This is a genomic window from Mucilaginibacter sp. NFR10 (assembly GCF_900100445.1).
In the GTDB taxonomy this organism is placed as follows: Bacteria; Bacteroidota; Bacteroidia; order Sphingobacteriales; family Sphingobacteriaceae; genus Mucilaginibacter; species Mucilaginibacter rubeus.
This window is the reverse complement of record NZ_FMTV01000007.1, coordinates 281,555-307,323: the sequence shown is the minus strand read 5'-3', so window position 1 is coordinate 307,323 and position 25,769 is coordinate 281,555. Positions and strand designations below refer to the sequence as shown.

The 25,769-nt window shown below is 42.7% G+C and carries 17 protein-coding genes; 7 read left to right on the top strand and 10 right to left on the bottom strand.

The features are described from left to right. The 3 genes from BLP33_RS22180 to BLP33_RS22170 all read left to right on the top strand — a co-directional run bounded on the left by BLP33_RS22180 (position 1) and on the right by BLP33_RS22170 (position 2,940). Positions 1 to 420, top strand: a complete 420-nt coding sequence (locus BLP33_RS22180; protein WP_175490087.1) for a FixH family protein — start codon at positions 1 to 3, stop codon at positions 418 to 420. After that, positions 417 to 1,103, top strand: a complete 687-nt coding sequence (locus tag BLP33_RS22175; RefSeq protein ID WP_090533224.1) for a sulfite exporter TauE/SafE family protein — start codon at positions 417 to 419, stop codon at positions 1,101 to 1,103. The genes BLP33_RS22180 and BLP33_RS22175 overlap by 4 nt, the downstream gene beginning before the upstream one ends. Before the next feature lie 61 nt (positions 1,104 to 1,164). Beyond that, on the top strand, positions 1,165 to 2,940 hold the full coding sequence (locus BLP33_RS22170; RefSeq protein WP_090533222.1) for a hypothetical protein: 1,776 nt from the start codon (positions 1,165 to 1,167) through the stop codon (positions 2,938 to 2,940). Positions 2,941 to 3,004: 64 nt separating this feature from the next. On the opposite strand, the gene hemN is transcribed toward BLP33_RS22170, so the two are convergent. The 4 genes from hemN to BLP33_RS22150 form a co-directional block, all read right to left on the bottom strand. Then, entirely contained in the window at positions 3,005 to 4,372 is a 1,368-nt protein-coding gene (gene hemN / locus BLP33_RS22165) for an oxygen-independent coproporphyrinogen III oxidase (protein WP_090533220.1), read from the bottom strand. A 5-nt stretch (positions 4,373 to 4,377) separates the two neighbouring features. Continuing rightward, positions 4,378 to 5,415, bottom strand: coding sequence for a 2-hydroxyacid dehydrogenase (locus BLP33_RS22160; RefSeq protein ID WP_090533218.1), 1,038 nt, complete (start codon positions 5,413 to 5,415; stop codon positions 4,378 to 4,380). Between the two features lie 82 nt (positions 5,416 to 5,497). Beyond that, the gene (locus BLP33_RS22155) at positions 5,498 to 6,550 is read right to left on the bottom strand and encodes a response regulator (protein WP_090533216.1); all 1,053 of its coding nucleotides are present in this window, start codon (positions 6,548 to 6,550) and stop codon (positions 5,498 to 5,500) included. Further along, the gene (locus BLP33_RS22150; RefSeq protein WP_090533214.1) at positions 6,547 to 7,734 is read right to left on the bottom strand and encodes a PAS domain-containing sensor histidine kinase; all 1,188 of its coding nucleotides are present in this window, start codon (positions 7,732 to 7,734) and stop codon (positions 6,547 to 6,549) included. The genes BLP33_RS22155 and BLP33_RS22150 overlap by 4 nt, the downstream gene beginning before the upstream one ends. 194 nt (positions 7,735 to 7,928) lie before the next feature. Here BLP33_RS22150 and BLP33_RS22145 point away from each other — a divergent pair, with 194 nt between their 5' ends. After that, positions 7,929 to 8,906 carry a glycoside hydrolase family 43 protein gene (locus BLP33_RS22145; RefSeq protein ID WP_254780224.1) on the top strand — a complete coding sequence of 326 codons (978 nt, stop codon included), beginning with the start codon at positions 7,929 to 7,931 and terminating at the stop codon, positions 8,904 to 8,906. A 238-nt stretch (positions 8,907 to 9,144) separates the two neighbouring features. Here BLP33_RS22145 and BLP33_RS22140 read toward each other — a convergent pair whose 3' ends face one another. From BLP33_RS22140 to BLP33_RS22115, 6 genes are all read right to left on the bottom strand, one after another. Next, entirely contained in the window at positions 9,145 to 9,480 is a 336-nt protein-coding gene (locus BLP33_RS22140; RefSeq protein WP_090533212.1) for an L-rhamnose mutarotase, read from the bottom strand. A gap of 15 nt (positions 9,481 to 9,495) precedes the next feature. Continuing rightward, positions 9,496 to 10,512 (bottom strand): aldo/keto reductase, encoded by a 1,017-nt coding sequence (locus BLP33_RS22135; RefSeq protein WP_090533210.1) that lies wholly within the window; start codon positions 10,510 to 10,512, stop codon positions 9,496 to 9,498. Positions 10,513 to 10,530: 18 nt separating this feature from the next. After that, complete coding sequence (fucP, locus tag BLP33_RS22130) at positions 10,531 to 11,799, bottom strand: L-fucose:H+ symporter permease (RefSeq protein ID WP_090533208.1); 1,269 nt, start codon at positions 11,797 to 11,799, stop codon at positions 10,531 to 10,533. 53 nt (positions 11,800 to 11,852) lie between these two features. Then, entirely contained in the window at positions 11,853 to 13,805 is a 1,953-nt protein-coding gene (locus tag BLP33_RS27670; protein ID WP_090533207.1) for a glycoside hydrolase family 97 protein, read from the bottom strand. Between the two features lie 5 nt (positions 13,806 to 13,810). Next, on the bottom strand, positions 13,811 to 15,457 hold the full coding sequence (locus BLP33_RS22120; RefSeq protein ID WP_090533205.1) for an alpha-L-fucosidase: 1,647 nt from the start codon (positions 15,455 to 15,457) through the stop codon (positions 13,811 to 13,813). Positions 15,458 to 15,946: 489 nt separating this feature from the next. Then, complete coding sequence (locus tag BLP33_RS22115) at positions 15,947 to 16,834, bottom strand: helix-turn-helix domain-containing protein (protein ID WP_090533203.1); 888 nt, start codon at positions 16,832 to 16,834, stop codon at positions 15,947 to 15,949. 270 nt (positions 16,835 to 17,104) lie between these two features. Here BLP33_RS22115 and BLP33_RS22110 point away from each other — a divergent pair, with 270 nt between their 5' ends. The 3 genes from BLP33_RS22110 (at position 17,105) to galA (ending at position 25,752) form a co-directional block, all read left to right on the top strand. Then, positions 17,105 to 21,259 (top strand): hybrid sensor histidine kinase/response regulator transcription factor, encoded by a 4,155-nt coding sequence (locus BLP33_RS22110; RefSeq protein WP_090533201.1) that lies wholly within the window; start codon positions 17,105 to 17,107, stop codon positions 21,257 to 21,259. Between the two features lie 346 nt (positions 21,260 to 21,605). After that, complete coding sequence (locus BLP33_RS22105) at positions 21,606 to 22,811, top strand: glycoside hydrolase family 5 protein (RefSeq protein ID WP_217633210.1); 1,206 nt, start codon at positions 21,606 to 21,608, stop codon at positions 22,809 to 22,811. A 70-nt stretch (positions 22,812 to 22,881) separates the two neighbouring features. Beyond that, positions 22,882 to 25,752 (top strand): beta-galactosidase GalA, encoded by a 2,871-nt coding sequence (gene galA / locus BLP33_RS22100; protein ID WP_090533199.1) that lies wholly within the window; start codon positions 22,882 to 22,884, stop codon positions 25,750 to 25,752. Positions 25,753 to 25,769: the final 17 nt, after the last annotated feature.

Here is a 25,769-nt window from a genome sequence, read left to right as displayed (position 1 = left end):
ATGAACTGGGGGAAAGGGATAGTAATAGGCATGCTGGCTTTTATGAGTTACATTGTAGCCATGGGCGTTGCCATGTTCAGGCAGCCCGACGATGTCGATCCGCATTATTACGAAAAAGGGCTTGCCTTTAATGCCGATTATGATAAAGAGAAGCAAGTACTTAACGATAAAGCACAGCCATCAATCAGCATCAGCAACAATATCCTTTTAGTAAAGTTTGCGGGTCCTGTAAAGGGAACAGCAGATTTGAAGCGCCCGGACAACGGCAAAATGGACAGGCATGTTAATCTGGAGAGCAGCCTGACGGGTAATGTTAATATTCCCCTAACTGATGTAAAGTCAGGTAGGTGGCAGCTTGTTTTTAATTGGGAAAACAATGGCAAAAAATACCTGTACACCAAAGAAATATTTATACCATGAGCACCAGTCAAATCGCTTTTTTTATAGGCTTGTTTGGCAGTGTTCACTGTATAGGAATGTGCGGCCCGCTCGCCTTCGCTATCCCGGTTAACCACAGTAGCTTTTGGCTGCTGTTGTGGGATAAGTTGGTATATAACCTTGGGCGTACTATAAGTTACGCAACCCTCGGCTTAATAACCGGGCTCATCGGTAAGCAATTATGGCTTTCTGGTTTGCAGCAGGGGGTAAGCATCATTAGCGGAATACTGATCCTGCTGGCGGCCGGTTCAAGATTGTGGAAGGTGAAAATTCGTAACAACAGCAGTAGCAACTGGCTGCTGAAGCCTTTTAATGCGTTGCTTACTTATGCGTTACAGCATCGGGCCGGCCATTTGGCCATAGGCTTGTTAAACGGTTTTTTACCCTGCGGTTTTGTTTACCTGGCGCTCATCGGTGCGGTAAACACTTCGTCAGTGGGTGCTTCCGTGCAATACATGATTTGGTTTGGTTTGGGTACCCTGCCTTTAATGCTGGCAGTCACTGTTGGCAGTGGATTTGTTAACCAGGGCATCCGAAGAAAAATGAACAGGATGGTTCCCTATTTTATGCTATGCCTTGGCGTCTGGTTTTTACTGCGCGGGCTCGCGCTTGACATTCCTTATCTGAGTCCGCCATCGGCCAGCGGAACCGTTATTTGTAAGTAACACCATAGGTACATTGATGAGCCTCATGTTTATTCTAAATACATAATATTAAATTAATTATATGCACAGCTTTCATATACCTGTTTTAGGTTTGGGATACTCTGTTGATACACCGCTAAAAGTGGCCCGGTACGGTATCTCGTCCGTTGTTTCAATTGTTGATGATGAACTCGTTGAGCGTATGCGGCAGTATCACTCAACTCAAAATGGTTTGCCATTTACGCCTATTTTAAAAAATGGGCCCGACAGCCGTTCAAAACGGATTATGGCCTATCTTAATTTATTAAACGAGCTGGTAAATAAGCAGTTTGAAGAACTTAAACAAATGCCATTTAACCAGGGAATGGACATCGACCGTTACTTTAACCTGCTACCGGAGGCTTCGCCTTTAAAGCAGGGTTACGAACTGATGAACGAGTATCCTGAGGGGGAACGTAAACAGATCTTTCAAGATCTTTTGCGCGCCAGAATGAACAAAGGCGCTATTGATGTAAATATCATGGCCAAAGTTGATAAAATGAACTTTGATGCGGACGGCAATTATACCGGCGATACCCATACCGACGCCCTTGCTGCTTTAAAAGGCTTTGCTGAGAGCGAGCTGAATTCATCAGTAGTACTTTCGGCGGGAATGAACCCGAGGCTGTACAGTTACCTGGAAACTTTTAAGTGTTTTTATCCTGACGGCAATAACGAGCTCCGTAAACGGATCGTTTTAAAGGTGAGCGATTTTCGTTCGGCGCTGATCCAGGCAAAGTTTTTAGCAAAGAAGGGGCTGTGGGTATCAGAATTCAGAATTGAATCGGGCCTGAATTGCGGCGGGCATGCTTTTGCTACTGATGGCCTGCTGCTCGGGCCGATCCTGGAAGAGTTTAAACTGAAACGGGAACACATGATGCACGAACTGCTTGCCCTTTATCAACCGGCACTTGCCGAAAGGGGTTTTACAGAGACCAACCCGGCGCAAAAGATCAGCGTACAAGGTGGGATAGGCACTATGCAGGAAGATGTTTTTTTGCGGGAGCATTATCAGATGGATGCTACCGGTTGGGGCAGTCCGTTCCTGCTGGTACCCGAAGCCACCAACGTTGATGAACATACGCTACAACAATTGGCAGGCGCCGGCCATGATGATTTTTATGTAAGCTCGTCATCGCCGCTGGGTATCCTGTTTAATAACTTCAGCAAAAGCTCGGGCGAAGAGCAAAGACTTAGCAGGATAGCAAATGGCAGGCCGGGCAGTCCCTGCAATAAAAAATATTTAGTATCAAATACCGAGTTTACCGAACATCCCATTTGCACAGCATCACGTGAGTACCAGCATTTGAAAATAAAGCAGCTAAAACACAGTGAGCTTCCGGCAGCTGAAATTCAAAAGCAAATAGATGCTGTTACCGAAAAGGTTTGCTTATGCGAAGGGCTCTGTGCATCCGCTTATATCAAAAACGATATCCTGAAAGCCCGGGAAAACAAGGCGGTAACCATTTGTCCTGGACCGAATATCGCCTTCTTTTCGGGAGTGTATACGCTTGATGATATGGTTGGCCACATTTATGGGCGCATCAACCTGCTTGAGGCAGCAACCCGCCCTAACATGTTTATCAATGAGTTAAACCTTTATATCGATTACCTGAAAAAGGACATTTCGGGCTATGTAGCAAACCTCAACGAAAAGAAAGGAAAATACCTGATCAAATTTAAAGACCAATTACAGCAGGGTATCACATACTATAAAGAATTGATCCCACAAATAAGCAACCAAACCCAGGATTACCTGGAGCGGATGTTAAAGGATCTGCTCTCATCAGAAGAGAAACTGCAATTGCTAAATATCTAAAACAAAGAAACCGGGAATCAATCCCGGTTTCTTTGTTTAACTGATAGTTGGTTTTGTCAAAGCCTTATCCAGTCATGCTGAATAATTGCGTAGTTGGCTTGTCGGCCCATAGGCGGGCATCAAGCGCCATACATATATTGCGTAAAAAGCGTTTACCCATGGGGGTAACAGTAATGCACCATGAATTTAGCTCAACCAGTCCGTCCCGTTCAAATTGGCGCATGCGGTCCAGTCCTTCTAAAAAAGCTTCACTTGCTTCAGTGTGCAGGTTCCAGCAAGTTTTGCCGTTACACATGATATTTAAAATATGCTTGCGAATGCTCAGATCATCGGTTGTAAGCATATGTCCTTTAAATACCGGCAGCTGGCCGGCATTAACTAATTGCAGGTATTCCTCTACTTTTTTTACATTTTGGGCAAAGGCATACCAGCTATCGCTTATGGAGGATACGCCCAAACCAATCATTAATTGGGTATATTGATGGGTGTAACCCATGAAATTACGGTGCAGCGTACCATTTTGTTCGGCTAAGTAAAGACTATCCGTGGGCAAGGCGAAATGGTCCATACCAATTTCATGATAGCCCAACGCTGTAAATAATTCGCGTCCGCATTCATACAAAGCTCTTTTATCATTAGCATCTGGCAGGTCGTTTTCGGTAAAACGGCGCTGACCGGGTTTTATCCACGGTACATGGGCATAACTGTAAAAAGCGATCCTATCGGGCATTAATTTCGCCACCTGGGCAATGGTATCCTTTAGCCCGTTGATGGTTTGAAGCGGGAGGCCATATATCAGATCGAAGTTAACGGATGTGTACCCGATCCGTCGTGCCTGCTGGGTAACCAGTTTTACCAGTTCAAAACTCTGGATCCGGTTAATGATAAACTGAACCCTGGGATCAAAATCCTGAATGCCGAGGCTTATCCTCCTGAAACCAAGATTGTATAAAACCTGTAAATGATCAACAGTTGTGTTAGCGGGGTGCGCCTCAAAGCTAAACTCGGCCCGGGGATGGATAGTTGATGAATTTAATATACCATTGATCAGTATGGCCAGGTGTTCTGGTTTAAAAAATGTAGGTGTGCCGCCGCCGAGGTGTATTTCCCTGATAACGGGTTTGCTTTCAAAGGTATTGAGGTACATGGCCCATTCCATCAAAACAGCTTTAATGTATGGCTCTTCTACCCGGTGGTTTTTGGTGATGCGGGTGTTACAACCGCAATATGTACACAGACTTTCGCAAAATGGCAGGTGAATATACAGGCTGATCCCGTCACGATCGTTACTCTCCTTAAAAGAAAGCGATACTGACTTTCGCCATTCCTCTTCGTCGAAGTTTTCAGTGTTCCAATAAGGTACCGTAGGGTAACTGGTATAACGGGGAGCAGCAACGTTGTATTTATCAATAAGGTGCTGAGGGATTTTCATAAATATTAAGCTTTGGTAGTATCAACCGTTGATAGCTCACCGGTCGCTTTGCAGTTTTTTGCACACACACACGCATTTCCAACGCACTTTTTAGCCTGCCACTGATCAAGATTTTTTATGGTTTGATTAGCAATTTGCTGTAATGCCTCACTGGTTAAAAAAGCCTGATGGGGGGTGATGAGGACATTTTTAAACGTCATCAGTTTTTCAAGCAATGGGTCCTTATCGGTATCATGTTGATGCTGCTCAAAAAAGAGGCCTTTTTCTTTTTCATAAACGTCGAGTCCTAAATAGCCTATTTTACCGGTTTCAAGGGCCTGTAATGCCGCTTCAGTATCAATTAACCCTCCCCGCGAAGTATTCAGGAGCATGACTCCATCTTTCATCAAAGCAAGGGTGTCATTATTGATCATATGGTAGTTTTCAGGGCTGAGGGGGGCATGTAATGAAATGATATCGGCGGTAGCAAGCAGGTCATTCATAGCCATTTGTTCAACTCCCGGCAAGTTTGATTTGGCAAGCGGATCGTAGCCAATAACACGACAGCCAAAGCCGTTAAAGATAGCGGCAACCGCTTGCCCGGTATGCCCCAGGCCAATAATGCCAATTGTTTTGCCGTATAAATTAAACCCCATGAGGCCATTCAGCCTGAAATCGAACAGATGGCTATGGGCGTTTGATTCGGTTAAATGCCTGTTTAGGGCAAGTGCCATGGCAACGGTATGTTCGGCAATAGCCTGCGGCGAGTATTCAGGTACGTTGGCCAGTTTTATGTTGCGCAAAGCTGCTGCTTCCTTATCTATATGATCTGTACCAACCGACCGGGTAGCAATATATTTAACGCCAAGATCGGCCAGTTGGTTGATAACATAGGCAGATACATCGTCATTGGTAAAAACAACCACCGCTTCCTTACCCTCGGCATAAACCGCGGTTTCAGAATTTAATGGGTTAGAGATAAGGGTAATATCATGTTTTTTTTGGTTCGCTCTGGCCAAAAATTCCTTTTCGAACGCCTTGATACTGTAAGCTACAACTTTCATCTGTGCACATTTATATTAAACAAAACTACCCGGATGGCACCGGCAAAACCATGAGTGCGGTCAGTGAAAAAAATGACCTTTGTCAGTTTCTCATTTTTCCCAGCTTGTTAAGGTCTGTTATATTGATAGTTGCACCTTTTTTTTCTATTAGGCCTTCCTCTTTAAAATCAGAAAGCGTACGGCTTACCGTTTCGGTAGCCATACCGGCCATTGAAGCCATTTCTTCCCTTGATATTTTAAATTCCTGTTTTTCCCCGTTTTGTTTGTTCAGTCTTACCAATACCTGCGCCAGCCGTTTCCTTACCGAATGGTAGGCCAGCTCGATTAGCTGTTCTTCCTTTTCTTTGATATTGTTTGACAGTATTTTCAAAAATTGCCGGCCAACGTCGGGATATCGGTCAAGCATGGTTAAAACGGTATCTTTCGGCAGCAGGCATATGGCCGCGTCTTCGGTTGCTTCGGCAGTTTCGCCGTAAGCATTATCAAGTAGCAGGGCATGTACGCCAAGGTAGTCGTCGGCTTTGTATAAGCCGGTCATCAGTTCCCTGCCGTCTTCGGCCAGTTTAAATGTTTTTATGCTGCCTTCCATTACCAGGTAAATTCCCTGCGGGCTATCGCCGTCGTAAAATAATACTTGTTTTTTTCTTATCTGCCTTATTTTTCGACTGGCTATCAGTGCGTTTAACTCGGCAGCGCCGTTGCGCGAATTGATGGCCAGGTGCTCTATTTTTTGCAGCGACCTGCTAAAAAATGCCTGTTGTTTTTCTTTTTTGCTCAACCTGCTATCAATGGCATTAAGCAATTCTATGTCGTCAAAAGGTTTGGTAAGATAATCATCGGCACCCATTTCCATACCTTTTCTAAAGTCTACCCGTTCGGCTTTCGCGGTTAAAAATATAAAGGGTATATTATCCGTTTCGGGCGATTTGCTGAGCATGAATAACACGCCATACCCGTCAAGCTCGGGCATCATGATATCGCACAAAATAAGGTCGGGTTTATGCTTTATAGCTAAGTCCACACCAATTTTGCCGTTACCGGCCTGTAATACCAAGTAGCCGGAAAGCTCCAGTATTTCGGCGGTGCTTTCTCTTATATCGGTATTGTCTTCAATAATGAGGATACTTTTTTTCATGATTGCGAAAATGTGAGCGTGAATGATGTTCCGTAATTAACTTTGCTTTCAAATTGCACCGTGCCGTTGATCAGGCCAACGTAGCGCGCCACTATATTAAGGCCGAGACCAGTACCTGATATATTGCCGGTATTGTGTGCCCTGAAAAACGCTTCAAACAAGTGCTTCTGGTCACTTTCAGGGATGCCTATACCATTATCCTTAACCACAACAACCAACTGATCGCTGGCTACCTCCGTGTTAAATTCAATAAAGGTATTTTCGCCCGAGTATTTGATGGCGTTGCTGATCAGGTTAATGATGCAGTTTTTTAACAGTGCGGGATCCAATTTAAAAACACTGGTAGTACCGGTATGCTGATAAATGATATTTTGGTTTTGTTTGGCTACCAGTTGCATTTCTTCTGTTATTTCCTCGCCAAATTTTACTAGGTTAAATTCGGTAAATACGGGCTCGACCTTGCCGGCTTCGAGTTTTTCGAGCGACAGAAAATCATTCAGGATACCCGTAAGGTTACCTACCGACGTTTTTATTTTGGCGATGTGTTTGCTGATGTTAGGATTGCTAAACTCCTGCGCATATTTTTCAACAAGGATGGCCGACAATTGGATACTGCTCAGCGGGGTCCTGAACTCGTGCGAGGCCATTGATACAAAACGGCTTTTCATCTGGCCAAGTTCTTTTTCTTTCTCTAATGACAGGCTAACTTCTTCTTTAGCCTGCAGCAATTCGCTTACCGAATGCTTTAAAGAAATTGTACGCTCTTCCACCAGTTCTTCTAAATGGACGGCGTACTCCTTTAATCTTTCCTCTGCCTCCTTTTCGCGTGTTAGGTCATGGATAAAACCGGTATAGATTTTTCGGCCTGAAAACTGTACTTCACTTACCCCCAGGCGGAAAGGGAATACCGAGCCATCTTTTTTTAAACCTTTAACTTCGCGGCCAAAACCTATAATGTGCGCCTTGCCTGTGTTTTGATAACGGTTTATATAACCATCGTGCAGCTCCTTATCGGGCAGCGGCATTAAAACAGATACATTTTTACCAATTACTTCGCCGGGGCTGTATTGAAACAGATTACATGCTGCCGGATTGATAGATTCGATAATTCCGTGGCTGTTTATGGTAATAATGCCGTCTATGGCATTTTCAATAATTGCTTTTAGCAGCGCGGCATTCTCCATCAGCGTTTCCTTGTTTAATGACAAAGATCACGAATGGATTTAGTCTTCAATATGATGTGCCTCACCATAAAAAGTGATCACAATCACTTTTTATGGTGAGGCACAAAGTAAAAGGATGGTTGAGTGTAGAGCAACCATCCTTTTTTTACCTATTTTTAAACGCTATTCGATATGTTAAATAGAAAACAAAATATATGAAGTATACGGTACTGATCCTGATCTTATCCATGTTTTTCAATAACGAGGCACGATCGCAAAACATGATTTCGGGCGGAGACTTTAAGGACACTGATGGAAATCAGATTAATGCTCATGGGGCAGGGGTACTTTATTATAATGAGGTATATTACCTGTTTGGCGAAATTAAAAAAGGCAAAACCTGGCTGGTCCCCGGACAAAGCTGGGAAGATTACCGGGTTCCTGCAGGCGGGGTGTCATGTTATTCGTCGACGGATCTGAAACATTGGAAAAATCTGGGAACTGCATTAAGATCTGTGACAGGTGACCCGTCAAATGATCTGGATACCGGCAGGGTAATTGAACGGCCCAAGGTGCTTTACAATGAGAAAACCAAAAAATTTGTGATGTGGTTCCATAATGACAGAAATGATTACCAGGATTCAAAGGCCGGTATTGCCATAAGCGATTCGCCCGGGGGGCCATACACATACCTGGGCAGTATCAAACCAAACAACCAAATGCTGCGTGACATGACACTTTTTAAGGATACCGATGGGAAAGCCTACGTTGTTTATTCGTCCGAAGGTAACAACACTATGCATGTTTGCCAGCTGACAGATGATTATTTGAAGCCAACGGAACATTACACCCGGATTCTGATCGACAGAAACCGCGAAAGCCCGGCACTTTTCAAAAAAAACGGCAAATATTTCCTGATTACTTCGGGATGCTCAGGTTGGAGCCCCAATGCGGCATCTTACGCAACTGCTGATAGTATCATGGGGCCGTGGACTGAGATAGGCAACCCCTGCAGCGGTGCTAATGCAGAACAAACATTTTTTGCACAGGGAAATTATGTTTTGCCGATAAACGGAAAACCTTCAAATTTTATCTTCATGGGAGATTTGTGGAACAAACTTGACCTGGAGAAATCCGGTTATTTGTGGATACCATTCGAGGTAATCAACGGCGAAGTGAAAATAATTAACTGATGTAGTGCTGACGATAAATTGGTGTTTAGCCCTTAGCCGAAAGTCATAAACACTAAATAACCCAATAGCTGAAAACGGGAAAGACCGCTATGATTTGTGTCTTTCCCGTTGTATGCCCGGAATCGGGAGTCGTGTTTTTAATTTATTAAAAATCAGTATCTTATGTTGCCTATTGAGCGTTACGCAATGGATCGTTCAGCCCTGTTTCTTCGCAATATTATCTGTATATCACCCGTTCTTAAAGTTTAAAAATCTGTTTCATGATCACCCATTTTTCTCCTTCTTTTGCCCAGGGGAGGGGTTGTTGAAATAGCCACATGAGTTGCTCCCATTCCTGTACTTTAGGATTTAGCGCGTCCATTTCTTCTTTTTTTTTCGACTCAAAATGGTCGCTCGTTTCCATGATCATAAACAACCGGTTTCCCGTGCGATAGATCTGCATATCAAGAATTTCCGCGTCCAGTATGCTTTTGCGTATTTCCGGCCAACTATTTTCAGCCTTATGCCAATGTTCATATTCCGCTATCAATTGCGGATCATCCTTTAAATCGAGGGCCAAACAGTATCTTTTCATAGTGATATTTAATTTTTACAGATAAGCGGAAGCGTATGATTCGTCAACTAAGCCATATTCTTTCATTTCTTTCCAAAATTGTGTTGGGATCTTTAATGAAGCCAGCGAAACATTTTGTAAAACCCTGTCGGGATTTGTGGTATTCAGGGCGATACTTTTAACGCCTGGAGCATTTAACCCAAAAGCCACGCAGGCATCCGCCGGTTTTATTTTATAATCTGAACATAAGCCATAAAACAACTCTCGCCAACGATGTAAATGTTTGTCTTTTACCGGATCCGTTAACCGATAGTTATAATAATCAGACCCGGTTAAAAAGCCGCCGTTAAAAACGGCGGAATTAATGATCAAAGTTCCTTGCTTTTCAAGCTCCTGCATAAATTCAATTAATTCTGGCGGATGGCTATGAATTGTCATGCTATTGGCGATCATTACCCAATCCAATTTTACATCCTGCGTTATCTTTTTGATGATCCGCCAGTCTTTCGAACCTACACCAATACCTTTTACTTTGCCATTCCGTTTCAATTCATTCAGCGCACGGTAGGCTTCCAATATGTCCCGATAGCGTTGTGCTTGTTCCTGTTTATCTTTTGCTGCATTAAGGTATTCATCAGGATCATGTACAGATACCAGTTGTGCACGATAATTGCCCAGCAACTCATTTCCCTGTTCATAACATTCCAGGATGCCTTCATAACTTATTCGCTGAACGGCGTCATATTTCAGGTCGCGCCAAACACCCGGTTCAAAAGAAGGTTCGGGGTTTTTTAACTCCGTACGCAGCCAGCCCAATTTATTACTGATCAGTACCTCCGATGGGGAGACATTTAGTATTGCCAAAGCCTTTCCCAATGATTCAAGCGCGAGCCCCGCGCCGTATTTCCCTGCTGAGTCAAATACAGCCGGTTTAGGAGAATGCCTGATACTTTCGGCAACAATAGCACATTTAACATCGTCCGGAAGTGCTACATATAAATTTCCTAATCCGCTGGTTCCAAAAATTACTTTAGGTAAATTAATTTCCTGCATATTGAAAATGGAGAATTGTTAAAGGATAGTTGAAGCCGGTACATTTTCCGGCCCCACTTTTACACGATGTCCTTTTAATCCAAAAAGGGCCACCACCGCAAAGCATACCAACGGTACCACATAACCATTTTGAATATTGCCAGTTACATCGCTGATATAACCGAATATCCTTGGTAAAACAGCACCACCGACAATAGACATAATGATCAGGCTGCTGCCAAATTCTGTATCAGCTTTTAAATCTTTTATACCCAGGGCAAAAATGGTTGGAAACATGATTGACATGAAGAAACAGATCCCAATTACTGTGTAAACCGTGATCATGCCGTGACCAAAAATGGCGATTGCGGATAGCAAAATATTGATACCCGCATAAACTGCAAGTAAAACAGCCGAGCTGTAATACCTCATCAGGAAAGTACCAATAAACCTGCCTATCAGGAATGCAAAACCACATAACCCCAAATAATCTGCCGCTTTTACTTCTGTGATGCCGGCAGATTTTGTGGCGTAAAGAATAAACAGGCTGAACACACAAACCTGGGCACCCACATAGAAAAACTGAGCGGCCACACCCCAAGCCAAATGACGATGCTTCAAGGCGTGGAAAATATTTTTGCTGGCAGCATGTCCCTCGTGTTGCTGGATCCGGGGCAGCCGCGTAAATGCAAAAAGTATCGCTATGAACACCAATACACTACCTAATATAAAATAAGGTGTTTTCACAGAAGAAGCCTCGGCGGCCAGTGCAAGTTTTCGGCCTTCCTCTGTCATGGCACTTAATTGTGCTGCTGTATAACCTTTGGTTAATATAATACGTGCGCCAATTATCGGAGCCAGCGTGGCAGCAAGCCCGTTAAATGATTGTGCAAAGTTAAGCCTCTGTATCGAAGTTGACGGATCACCCAATGAGGAGGCATAAGGATTGGCTGCGGTTTCTAAAATGGTTAATCCGCAGGCAATGATAAACAAAGCTACCAGGAAAAACGTGTACTGTTGCGTATTGGCGGCCGGTATAAACAGGTAGGAGCCAACCGCGAAAACAAGCAAGCCGGTGATGATGCCTGTTTTGTAGCCGTATTTTTTCATGATGAAACCTGCCGGTAAAGCCATCAAAAAATAGGCAATAAATACCGCGGAATCCACCAGCGTAGCCTGCACTGTGGTAAGCGTAAACGACTTCTTTAAGTGAGGTATCAATATCGGGTCGAGGTTATGTGCAAACCCCCACAGAAAGAATAGGCTGGTTATTAATATAAATGGAAAAAGAGTTTTATTCTTTGTCATGATCTGATCATTGTATTAAACTTTTGTATGCCGGATTAAAGGTTCTCAATTAATTACTGGGCAGTTATTTTAGCTGCCCATCCGCCTGCTGTATCCATATGGACGCTGATCACCGAGTTAGCCGATATCTTTTTTTCAGACCGGGTTAGGTCTTGAGGAGATGATAACACGTCGCTCCATGATGATAACGTGTAGTTACCCGCCGGTAAAAAATCCATTTTCAATTGTACAGTTCTTTCAGAATCGTTTGTCATCGCGCCGATATACCAGTCTTTCCCGCTTCTTTTGGCAATAATGACATATTGGCCCGGGTAACCGCCGAGTACCTTTGTATCATCCCAAACGGTTGGTATATCGTTTAAAAAATCGGCTCCGGGCTTGCCCAAAATGTTTTCAGGCGCATCGCAATAAACCATAAACGGACTTTCGTAGATCACGAATTTTGCCAGCTCGGCACATCGGCTGTTCATTACCTGGGTAGGGCTTCCCTTTCTGAAATCGCTTTTCTTTACATTCAGGAATCCGCCGGGAGTATAATCCATTGGCCCGGCCAGCATACGTGTGAATGGGAGTGTGGTATTATGCCCGGCTGTTATCCTGGTCGAAAATTTTGAATATTCTTCTCCCAAAACTCCTTCCCTGGTTACCATGTTGGGATAGGTCCGCTCGATGCCGTCGGGTTTAAATGCACCATGAAAATCAACCATCAAATGATATTTTGCAGCCGTTTGGATGATACGACGGTACCAGTTCACCATTTGCTGGTCATCGCGGTCCATGAAGTCAATTTTTATACCTGCAATGCCCCATTTTTCGTAAATCGGAAACGCTTTTTCAAAATTGTCATTCCGGTTAACATCCGAGCTATATAACCAAAGCCAGCATTTAACCTTTTTGGCTTTAGCATAGGCTAAAATCTCGGGCATATTTAATTGCGGGGCCACTTTGGTAATATCTGCTTCCGGCTTGTTAAATGGCCCATACCATTGCCAGTCAATAAGCATGTAAGGCCAACGCTCTTTCGAGGCCAGGTCTATATACTTTTTAATGGTCAGCATGTCTACTTTTACGTCTCCGCTCCACCAGTTATCCCAGGCGCTCATGCCTGGTTTGATCCAGCTGGGATCTTTTAATACGTTAGGCGGGTTCAGGTTTTGTATCAGTTCCGATTCAATTAATTTACCAGGCGAACCTGCCAGCATCACTACACGCCAGGGTGTAAACAAATTATTAGTGAAGCGTACTTTAACACCATTCTCATTTTCACCGGGCAAGGGCGATAGCTTGGTGATCAGGCTGATTTTGTCGGTAGCACCAGTGTCAGTTTTTGAGGATCCTATATAAAATCCCGGATAGTTATCAATATTGGCTTCAGTAAAAGCCGCATAATGATGCTGATCTAATTCTACCAGCAAAGGTAAGCCCGCAATTGTTTTTTCTGTGATATGGTTTAGGTTTTTCGGTTGAAATTCAGTTTCCTGTGAAGATGTATAACTGCCATAGTCTGCAACCCAGGTTTTTGCTTTTGCCGGTAAGTTAAAAGTGGTTAGCTCCTTTACTATTTGCCGGTCGCCGATTTTATCAGCCCCGAACAACTGGTAGCGAAATGCAACACCATCGTTATAAGCCCTGAACCATATGTTCATGCGGCGCATTGGTGCCGATTTTTCTACCAGTGATAATTCCAATTCATTGTAATGGTCGGTTACAATGCTGTGTTTAGCTTTTACTATTGGCGCCCACGTTTGATTAACAGAATGCTCCACATGGCTGGTTACGGCCATGCCGGTTCCGAGAGCCGGTTCATCTTTAAACTCGAAACCGAGTGATGACGGGTGGACGATTGTTAAACCATTGCTGGAAACAGCATATTGCAGGTTGCTGGTGTTGTTTATTTCCACAACGGTTTTTTTATCCGGCGATACCAGCTTAAAAGTTTGCGCCAAAGAGGGAACTGCCAGTGAAACGGCAGTGATCAGGGCGTAACAAGTTTTCAGGTTCATCATATAAATTAAACAGCTCCTTCTATTTTTAAAACAAACGCATCTTTACCGGGCGCCTGCTCAGGTAATTTTACTTTAAGACCGGCCTCAGTCTGCTCAAAACTCAACTTGCCGTTTCCGAGCAAGCTTACACTGCTTACATTGCCTGTTTCATTATTTTTTGCTAACTTTTTAACAACGGCTTCATTCCCGGTTGGCCAACCCAGCATAATGGCGTAAAGGGTTTTGCCTTTTACGGTAAAACGGATATCTTCGGCTCCGAATGGTTTGCCTTTACCTTCATTAAAGCCCTGCGCGCTAATTGGGGCCGCTGAATCTGTTGCGGGTCCCTCTCCAAACACTTTCCACGGGCGGGTGCCATAAATTGCTTCGCTGTTAACCTGCATCCAGGCTCCTATGCCCTCAACAACAGTTCGTTCTTCGCTGTCGATACTTCCGTCTCCCCGTAACGGGACATTTAAAAGCAGGTTACCGTTTTTACTTACAATATCAACCAGGGTATGTACCACTGTTTTGGCACTTTTGTAGCCTTTATTATCAAATATGCGCCGATCATAATGCCAACCGCCAATACAGGTATCGGTTTGCCATGGTAAAGGTTCTATCTGGTTACTTTGGCCACGTTCTATATCCCATATCATGCATTTACGCTGCTGCTCATTCAATACTTTAGCAAACAGCGCGGCCTGTAGTTTTCCATGCTTTTTAATGCTGGTATTGTACATATGGGCAGCTATTTTTAAACCGGCGTCGCTTACCGGCCATAGTGGCAGGGCTGTATCATCAAAATAAATTAGTTCTGGGCCGTATTTATCTATCAGTTCAATGGTGCGGTTCAAAAACTTATCACAATAAGCTTTGCTGGGCACGCTTGCTCCGTTGCCCCAGTCCCAGTGACTGCCCATACTGTTGTCATCAAGGCTATCCTTACTTAAAGGATGGTTTTGTGCATATAATTCCTGTGGGTCGTAGCCACTCCACCATTTACCTGCGCCATCAGCTTTGGTAAGCTTGCCGTCATAAGGTACGCCTGCCAACGGGCCGGTTTTATCCGCACGTTGGGCAACCTCATACCAGGTCCAGGGGTGGGAAGCGTGTACGGTTACGCCAAAAGGCAAACCATGCTCTTTAGCTGCTTTGGCCCAGCCGCCTATCAGGTCTTTTTTAGGGCCAAGTTTAGTAGAGTTCCAGCTTTGGTATTTGCTGTCATAAAGGTCAAAATTATCATGGTGATTGGCCAGTGCCATAAAATATTTGGCGCCGGCTTTTTTATATAGGCCAACCAATTCATCTGGGTTCCAGTTTTCGGCTTTCCATTCGTTAATAACGTCTTTAAAACCAAATTTGGAAGGATGCCCATATTTTTGAACATGATATTTATACTGGTCGCTGCCTTCCTGGTACATGCCGCGTGCATACCAGTCGCCACGTTCCGGCTGGCACTGCGGGCCCCAATGCGCCCACATCCCGAACTTGGCATCGCGAAACCAGTCCGGCACCTGGTACTGAGTCAATGAATCCCAACTGGGTTTAAAAGGCCCCGAAGCAATTGCGGCGTTTGAATTAGTTTGCAGCAAACTGCTGCCAAAAGCCTTTGACAAATACAAAGACGAGAGCCCCGTGGCCATGCCTTTTATTAATGTTCTTCTTTTCATAATTGAGTTTGGAAGTTTTGAAAAAGTACCTGTCTGGATCAGCTGTGCAACGAGTAGCCAGGCCTTTAAGTAAATTTCTATATATCGTTATTTATAATTGGTTGATGAGCAATTCAGTTTACGTCGGTCAGTAATTGATCATCAATCAAATTTCTTTGAAATAATATTTAAATAGTTGACCTAATGGGACTTTTTTTTATACAAAACCGACTTTTGAGCGGTTAATATTACTATTGAAGTTAAGATTGATAAAAGGATCGGATGCTACTTAAATCAAATTATCTTTCAGGTTTGACTATAAATAGCTTATTTATTGAGGATTATCAAATAATGGAAATTAAGCGTTTGTTTACGCCATGTCAGGATGCGTAGTGAAAGAAAGCTTGGGAACAGGATTGTAAAAATGGAAGTATTGGCTGTTTCAGACCATGCTATTCTCAATTTGCAGCATTATTGGTGAAAAAAGCGACAATGATAAGCATAAGGATACTAATGATTGAAGCCAACCTGGTACATCTGTTTTTTATATTCGCTGGGCGACATACCGGTTAGCTTTTTGAAAGTTTTGGAAAAATAAGAAAGGTTATCAAACCCGGTTTGTGTGCAAATCTCTGAGTAAGCCATTCTGCTTGTTGCCATCAAATATTGTGCACGTTCAATTCGTTTTTCATTTATATAATTCAACGGCCTGGTTCCTGTGTGCTGCTTAAACTGCCTTGAAAAATAATCGACATTTTGATTTGCCCGGGAAGCCAGCAGGTTCACAGTTAGATCCATGTGTAAATTAACAAGGATATAATTTAAGGTTTCTGCAATTTTAACGGGTATAGATTTATGTTCTGGATGCTTAAATAATTGTGGGTTAAGGAATTTTGCGGTTAACATCATCAGGATACCTTGGGTTTCCAGGTACACGGAAGTGTTTTGTTGATTATTAAGTTCCTGATATTCCTTATAGTAGATATCTTTTTCATATACCTTGGGATTGTCTGACCGGTTAATTCCTCTACCCGGGTTAATTTCAAGCAGTCTGTTAAAAAGGTTGATATCCATTTCGGTGGCCCTTGTTCTCAATATAACCCTGTGGTTAGCGAAAAGCGAACTTCCATCTATCGAATCTTCAAAAAACTGAACAAAATACTGGCCCAGATAATCACTGCACCCTAAGTTACATAGCGTGAAACTTGGAATGATGTATAGATAGCCTGGTTCAAGCTTTAACGAACTGGCGGCATCTGATACTTCACCTTCTCCATCATCTATATAATAAATACGGTAGTAAGGACTGATCACATTCCTGTAATTCCATTTGGAGTTGAGCTTCACATAGTCAACGTTGAGGAGCGAGAAAGTATGTTTTAAATTTCTTTTGATCATCTGAATCACAAATATGCAAATTGCATTGATATCCCTAAATGCATATGAATATCTCAAATATAGTAAAGTCGGATTTTTACAACAAAAAGTCCATTTTAATTAAGTTTTTAGATGGCGGCTTACTGTAGGTTTGAATCAACCAATATAAAGAAGGAATATCTCAAAACTTTGCATTAATACCAGGCATTAACAGGCTTGCTTTGCATATTAAAATTCGATATTTACCAAACACTGTCTTTTATTGATTATTTTTATGAATACTCCTAAGCTATGAGATATAAATTATCACTAAGCGTGCTTATATTGTTGTTGACGTTTCGTGTTGCTTTTGCGCAAAATGGCAAATACCAGTTTTCGCAGCTCAACAGAAGCAATGGCTTGTCTCACAACCAGGTTAACTGCATTTTTAAAGATTCTGAAGGTTTTATGTGGTTTGGGACCGCGTCAGGCCTTAACCGTTATGACGGCTATAGTTTTAAAATATTCAAGCACGACGCTAATAATAAAAAGTCACTTAACGATGATTTTGTAAGCAGTATTTTTGAAGGACCCGGCAAAAAATTATGGGTGTCAACCCGCGGAGGATATTGTTTTTATAATCCGGAAACGGAGCAGTTTGACAGTGATATGTCGGTAATGACGAGCTCGTTAAAGGTTCCTGGATATCCTAACGTATCTAAAATAATTCACGGTGGTAAGGGCGAGTTTTGGCTTTTGTGCCCGGATTCCGGTCTTTACAGGTATAATGGAGTCAACAAAACAACCCGTCGGTATTATCACGACCGTTCAAGCGTATCATTATATTCAAATCTCATTTCAGACATAACTCAGGATGCTGCCGGCAACCTTTGGTTGGTATACCGTAACGGAATGGTTGAAAAGTTTGATATCAGTCAAAATAAAATTTCCTACCGCACAGATATTTTTAATAAAGCTGTTAATAGTAAAGATGCATATTACGCCATTACTGTTGATAAGGATAACGATTTATGGTTTTACACACCTGGTTTTTACGCCAACGCGTATTATTACAGTCCCTCAAGCAGGGCGTTCAGGCCTATCGCTAACGAACCTTCGGGGCTCAAATTAAAATCTTATATCATCAGCAACATTATCCAGGCTGATGACGGGTTAATATGGATAGCGACCGACCACGGCGGTATAAATTTGTTAGATAAAAAAACTTTCACATTTACCTATTTATTGAACAGGGAAGATGATGCCAAATCATTAAGTCAAAACAGCGTTATCAACCTTTATAAGGACGATTCGGGTATTATGTGGGCAGGCACCTTTAAAGAAGGAGTAAGTTATTATCACAAAAATATTATCCGGTTCCCATTGTACAGGCACTTCGCCTCAGACCCTAAAAGTTTGGGTTTCGAAGATGCTAACAAGTTTGTTGAAGATAAAAATGGGAACATTTGGATTGGTACAAATGGAGGAGGATTGATTTATTTTAACCGTGAAACCGGCAGCTTTAAACAATATAAGTACGAACCAGGAAATGCAAACAGTCTCAGCAATGATATTATTGTCAGTTTATGTGTCGACCATGATCAAAAATTGTGGATAGGGACATATTTTGGCGGCCTGGATTGCTTTGACGGACAAACGTTTACCCACTATAAACATGACGATAAGATAGCCGGGAGCCTTGCCGATAACCGGGTGATGAGTATTTTCGAAGATTCATCACATACGTTATGGATAGGGACATTTGCAGCCGGGCTCCAGATATTTGACAGAGAAAAAAAGAAATTTTCCCGTCCCTTTAAACAAACAGATATCAGGTGCCTTTACGTTTCTGCTCTGTTTGAAGACCGCAAAGGCAATATTTGGGTTGGAGGATACTTTGGTATCGATGTGATTTTAAAAAATACAGGCAGGTTTATCCATTACAGCATAAATAAAGATGATGCAAATAGTTTGATTAGTAATACTATTAACTGCATTAACCAGGACGGGCGCGGCTTGATCTGGATAGCTACACGCTACGGGTTAAGCATTCTTAATCCCGAAACCAACAAGTTCACATCGTTAACCAAGCGAAACGGGTTACCAGATAATGCCATATTGCAAATACTGGAAGATAGCAAAGGAAGAATGTGGTTGAGTACTGCTAATGGTTTAAGCAGGGTAACGCTTATTGCCCAAAAGGCTCCTTACGCTTTCAGGTTTGAGAATTTTGATGAAACGGATGGTTTGCAAGGCCGGGAATTTAATGATCAGGCAGGGCTCAAAACCCGCAAGGGCGAACTCATATTTGGCGGCGGGCATGGTTTCAATATTTTCGACCCCATAGCTATACATGCCAATATCAATAAACCTAAACTAACTTTTACTGATTTCTTGCTCTATAATAAAAGTATCAAGGCTAATGAAGAAGTTAACGGACATGTGGTATTGTCAAAAGCTATTTCGGCTACCCGCGAGCTGACGCTGACACACAATGAAAATGTGTTTACCATTGAGTTTGCCGCACTTAATTTCTTTAATCCCAACAAAGTAAAACATCAGTATATGTTGGAAGGCTTTGATAAGGATTGGATTGATGCCGATAATGCTACGAGAAAAGCCACCTACACCAACCTTGATGGGGGCGATTATACTTTTAAAGTAAGGGCGATTAGCCAGGAAGGGCGGTGGGACCCTGATTATATCACATTAAAAATTAAGGTATTGCCCCCGTTCTGGAAATCGACAATAGCTTATTTTATTTATATATTACTTTTATTTGGGATCCTATTTTTTATGCGCCGGCGCGGAATTCAAAAAATAAGAAGGCAGTTTGAAATCGAAAAGGAGAAACGCGAGGCTAAATTGTTAATTGAAAATGAGCGGCAGGAGGCCAGGCGTATGCATGAACTTGATATGATGAAAATTAAGTTCTTCACCAATGTAAGCCATGAATTCCGGACCCCTTTATCATTGATAATGGCGCCTGTTGATAAGATTTTAAAGCAAACCGAGGCCGAAGAGCAGAGAAATCAGTTGCAATTAATTAACCGCAATGCCAAACGGTTACTAAATATGGTAAATCAGTTGCTTGATTTCAGGAAAATGGAGGTGCAGGAACTTAGGCTGCATGCACGGAGTGGTGATATTATCAATTTTATTAAGGAAATGGTTTATTCGTTCTCGGATGTTGCTGAGAAAAAACATATCAGGCTGGTATTCGATTCGGAAATTCAAAACCTGATTATCAACTTTGACCACGATAAAATCGAACGCATCATTTTCAACCTGCTTTCCAATGCTTTTAAGTTTACACCTGATGGCGGGCATATAAGTGTTTTACTGGCGATGGTTGAAAAAGCGCCTGAAGAGCGACAGCTTGAGATAAAGGTTATTGATACGGGTATTGGAATTCCGTTAGATAAGCAGGACAGAATTTTTGAGCGCTTTTTTCAAAACGAGGTGCCGGGCTCTATGGTTAACCAGGGTAGTGGTATAGGGCTGTCAATAACCAAAGAATTTGTAAAGCTGCACAACGGTGAAATATCAGTGCAAAGTGAACCCGGCCAGGGCAGTTATTTTACTATACTTTTACCTGTTGATTTAGTGACAGAGGAAGAAGTATCGATAAATGAACCTGATTTCCCCCGGACAGCAGTATCCGAAAACCCCGATTGGGTGCAGGCGGGAGGCAGCAATTCAATTAAGAAGCTTTCTGTTTTACTGGTTGAAGATAATGAGGATTTCCGTTTTTATTTGAAAGACAATTTAAATGATACTTTCAACATTATCGAGGCTGCCAATGGAAAGGAAGGATGGCAAAAAACCCTGGCCCTTCACCCTAACCTGGTAGTCAGCGATATCAGCATGCCGGAAATGAATGGCATTGATTTATGCCGGAAAATACGAAACGATAAACGTACATCACATATACCGGTTGTGTTGCTTACGGCTGTTACAGATGAAGAACAGCAATTGGAAGGGCTTGAAACCGGCGCCAATGATTACCTGACCAAGCCTTTTAATTTCGAGATTCTGACTTCTAAATTAAAGAACATATTGGCCATGCAGCAAGATATGCGTAAAACTTATCAAAAGCAGCTTGACGTTACCCCAACTGAAGTAGAAATCGAATCACTTGATGAAGCGTTTATAAAAAAAGCGGTACAAATAATCGAAAAAAACATTGACAATGCCGAATTCTCGGTAGAGGAATTGAGCAGCGAATTATTTGTGAGCCGCGTAACCCTGTATAAAAGATCGCTGGCTTTAACAGGAAAATCTCCCGTAGATCTGATCCGAACCATCCGCCTCAAACGTGCAGCACAGTTGCTTGAGAATTCACAGTTAACTATATCACAGATCTCCTACAAAGTAGGCTTTAAAAGCCAAAAGTATTTCGTACGATGCTTCAAGGCCGAATTTAATTGTCTCCCTTCTGCGTACGTCAGCAATAAGAACAAATAAATTTTTTTATAAGCCTTCAGCCAGTTTTACCGCAAGGAAATTGCATTTTTTATTTTTTAAAACGATTTACCTGATTTTGCTATTGGTTTAACTTGATGCTTTTTGGGTCTTTTTGTTAAATTTAGTACAACATCTGTTTCAGTTATGACCGATTATTGGGTGTGAATATACTTTAACATGCTGTAAATAAGCAAAATATGTGGTTTTAACATTTGTGTCCCCATTTGTGAACAATCGATTGCACCCCGGCATTTAGATTAGCAGCGTAATTCAATGTTTCTTTATTGTAAAACGCAATTAAAGTTGGGCATTGCTTAAGCCAATTTTCAAACCTGCTTAATTTATTATGATGTTAAAACGTATACTTTGGTGTACTGCTGCTATTTTTTCGATGGCTTCTCCGCTCAAGGCCGCTTATTGCAATAGTCCTCAAATGGCAATGAAGGATACAGCCGTTGCCAGAACAATTTATCCCTCATACAATATTTCGCCCAAGGCTCCTGATAAAACGGGAATGGATAACACTGCTGTGCAACAGGCAGCAAACATCAAATTAGGCTGGAACATCGGTAACACAATGGAAGCGCCCGGCGCCGAAACCGGCTGGGGCAATCCTTTAATTACAGAAGATTATATCAAACTGGTTAAGCGGAGCGGGTTTAATGCTATTCGTATCCCTTGCGCCTGGGATCAATATTCAGATAAAAAAACTGCCAAAATACAGGATGCCTGGTTAAACCGCGTAAAACAGGTAGTACAATATTGTGTAAAAAACGATATGTATGTGTTGCTCAATATTCACTGGGATGGCGGTTGGCTTGAAAATAATATTACCCCGGCAAAACAGGATTCTGTTAACGCTAAACAAAAAGCGTTTTGGGAACAAATTGCAACAGCAATGCGCGATTTTGACGAACATTTGATGTTTGCCAGCGCTAATGAGCCGGCTGCAGATGATGCCGCGGCAACAGCAATACTTGCTACCTATCATCAAACTTTTATTAACGCGGTTAGGTCAACCGGTGGTAAAAACGCCTACCGTGTATTGATACTGCAGGGCCCATCTACTAACATGGAAAAAACAAGTCATTTTATGACATCTCTGCCAACCGATCAGGTAAAAGGCCGGTTAATGGTTGAGGTACATTATTATTCTCCCTTTAATTTTTGCCTTATGGAAAAAGATGAACCATGGGGCCGCATGTTTTATTATTGGGGGAACGGGCACCACTCATTATCGGATTCTGCGAGAAACCCAACTTATGGAGAAGAGGCTGAGGTTAAGAGCACATTCCAACTCATGAAAACAAAATTCGTTGATAAAGGAATCCCTGTTGTGATGGGAGAATATGGCGCTTACAGACGAACTGCCCCTAAAGATTTGGCGGTACACAATGATGCTGTAGATTATTGGATAAAGTTTACAACCCAACAAGCTATAGCCAACGGCCTTAAACCATTTTTTTGGGATACAGGTATTGCCCTGGATAGACGAAATAATAAAATACTTGATCAACGCACAATTAATGCCCTTGTAGCGGGTGCAAATTAAAAATTTTTGCAATGATAATAAATCCGCTGATTGTCATATAAGACGCTCATACCAAACCTTGTTTAAAAAAATGAAACCAAGCTACTTTTTGTATTTTTTGATTTTAATATTCGCTACTACAGGGAAAACTATAGCCCAATCCCCTGAAATAGCTTCAAAACGCGAACATTTATCTATTGATAATGACTGGCGCTTTGCTTTGGGCCATGCATACGATGTTTCTAAAGATTTCTATAACGGGACCGGCGGGTTCTCCTATTTGGCCAAAACTGGTTATGGCGATGGCGCCGCATCGGCAGAATTTGACGACAGGGGCTGGCGTAAGATCGACCTTCCGCATGATTGGGCAGTTGAACAGCCATTTAGCCCGAAAGGCAGTTTCAGTCACGGATCGAAAGCTATTGGCCGTAACTTCCCCGAGGCAAGCGTGGGCTGGTACCGCAAAACCTTTGCTATACCGGCTTCCGACCTTGGTAAGCGTATATCCATAGCGTTTGATGGCGTTTTCCGAAATAGTATAGTTTGGGTAAACGGACATTACTTAGGCACCGAACCCAGCGGCTATAATCGCTTTGAATATAATATTTCAGAATATTTAAACTATGGCGGCAACAACGTTATAGCCGTACGTGCGGATGTAACTATGGAAGAAGGTTGGTTTTATGAAGGCGCGGGCATCTATCGCCATGTGTGGCTTAACAAAACAAACCAGGTTCACATCGTGCCCGATGGAACGTTCGTTACTACAGCGGTAAAAAGCAATGTGGCCGATGTTACGGCAACGGCTACCATCAACAATGACGACAAAAAAACAAGAAGTTTTAATATAACTCAAACAATTATTGATGATAGTGGCAAAGCCCTTGCGACGAAAACGACTACCGGGCTTACGTTGAAGCCTTTCGCATCGCAGGATATTAAAAATATTTTGACGGTTAGCAATCCAAAACTCTGGTCATTAGAAACACCCTATTTGCATAAGCTGATTACTACAGTTGAAGAGAATGGAAGTATCATAGACAGTTACGTAACAACGTTCGGGATCCGAACCATAAGATTTGACGCTAACGAGGGCTTTTTTCTAAATGGCAAACACGTAAAAATACAGGGAACAAACAATCATCAGGACCATGCCGGCGTTGGTGCAGCAATGCCCGATGCTTTACAGGATTTCAGAATCAGGACTTTAAAAGGCATGGGCTGTAATGCCTATCGTTGTTCGCATAACCCGCCAACGCCCGAATTGCTTGACGCCTGCGATAGGTTAGGTATGCTGGTTATCGATGAAAACCGCTTAATGGGTGTGACATCCACCCAACTAAATGACCTGAAAAGGATGATCCTACGCGACCGTAACCATCCCAGCATCATCAGTTGGTCGATAGGGAATGAAGAATGGGGCATTGAAGGTAACATTACCGGGGCGCGGATAGCAGCCACTATGCAGGCTTTTGCCAAATCGGTTGATTCAACACGTTACATCACCGCGGCTATAAGCGGCGGCATCGGCTCCGGGATATCAACGGTAATAGATGTGCTCGGCTATAACTACGTTGCTACCAAAAATACCGATGAGCAACATAAAAAATATCCGAATCAATTTAGCTGGGGTACCGAAGAGGGCTCGACAGTTGCCTCGAGGGGGATTTACGAGGATGATATGGACAAGCACCAGCTTGTGGCATATGACAGAAAACAAAACGACTTTTTTTATAGCCTGGAACAAGGCTGGAAACATTATGCCTCGCGCCCATACCTGGCCGGCATGTTCATCTGGACCGGTTTTGATTACCGGGGAGAACCAACGCCGTTTGGATGGCCCTCAGTAGGATCATATTTTGGAATGATTGATGCCTGTGGTTTTCCAAAGGACGATTACTATTATTTAAAATCATGGTGGACTAACCAGACAGTGGTGCACCTGTTGCCGCACTGGAACTGGCAAGGTAAAGAAGGCCAGGAAATAAGAGTATGCGCATATAGCAATTGCGACGAGGTGGAGCTATTCCTAAACAGAAAAAGTCTCGGCAAAAAAACTATGGAGCCGAACGGACACCTCGAATGGCAGGTAAAATATGAGCCCGGGACGCTGGAAGCTGTAGGGTACAAAAAAGGCATTAAAGCCGGTAATGATATTGTTAAAACTACGCTTACGCCAAATCAGGTTAAGTTAACAGCCAACCGCAAAGCGATTAAGGCTGATAAAAAAGATATTGCCATAATTACCGTACAGGCCGATGACAAAAACAACTTGCGGGTGCCAACCGCCCAAAATGAGCTGAGCTTTTCAATTACAGGCCCCGGTAAAATTATTGGAGTGGGCAACGGCGATGCAACATCGCTGGAGGCGGATCAATATTTAGAACGGATCGATCTTGTTAACATAGGCGCTTTCAAAGAGAAATTTGTCGACGATTTAAATGCAAAGGCCGAGGTTGCAGCGGATTATGACGATAGTAGCTGGCAAAATGCTTTTAAAGATACCAGGGACGATGAATTTGGCCGAAAAGTAAAAGCCGTAGTTTACAGGGCTGGTTTCACTATGCCTGCTGATGTGGCACCCGCAACGGCTACTTTATTTAGTAAAAATATCGGCAAAGTTCAAAACATCTACATCAATGGTAAGGAAATAGGGCACGAAATCAAGGCAGGCGATGGGAACACCGAATTTAAACTGGAAGCCTCATTACTGCACCCCGGCAACAATACCATCGCAATTGTAGCTACCCCCCTGCTTAAAGCAAACATCTGGGCGAGCGTTAATACCGATCCCGGCCTTATCCAATTGGTTTACTCTGCAGAGCAATATAAGCGAAAACTTTTTAGTGGTTATGCCCAGGTTATTGTTCAGTCAACCGGGCAGCCGGGCACTATAGTTTTGAAGGCAATCTCGCCGGGGTTAAAGCAGTCGGCTATTGAAATTACAGCTGCTGATAAATAATGTTAAACAAAGAATTT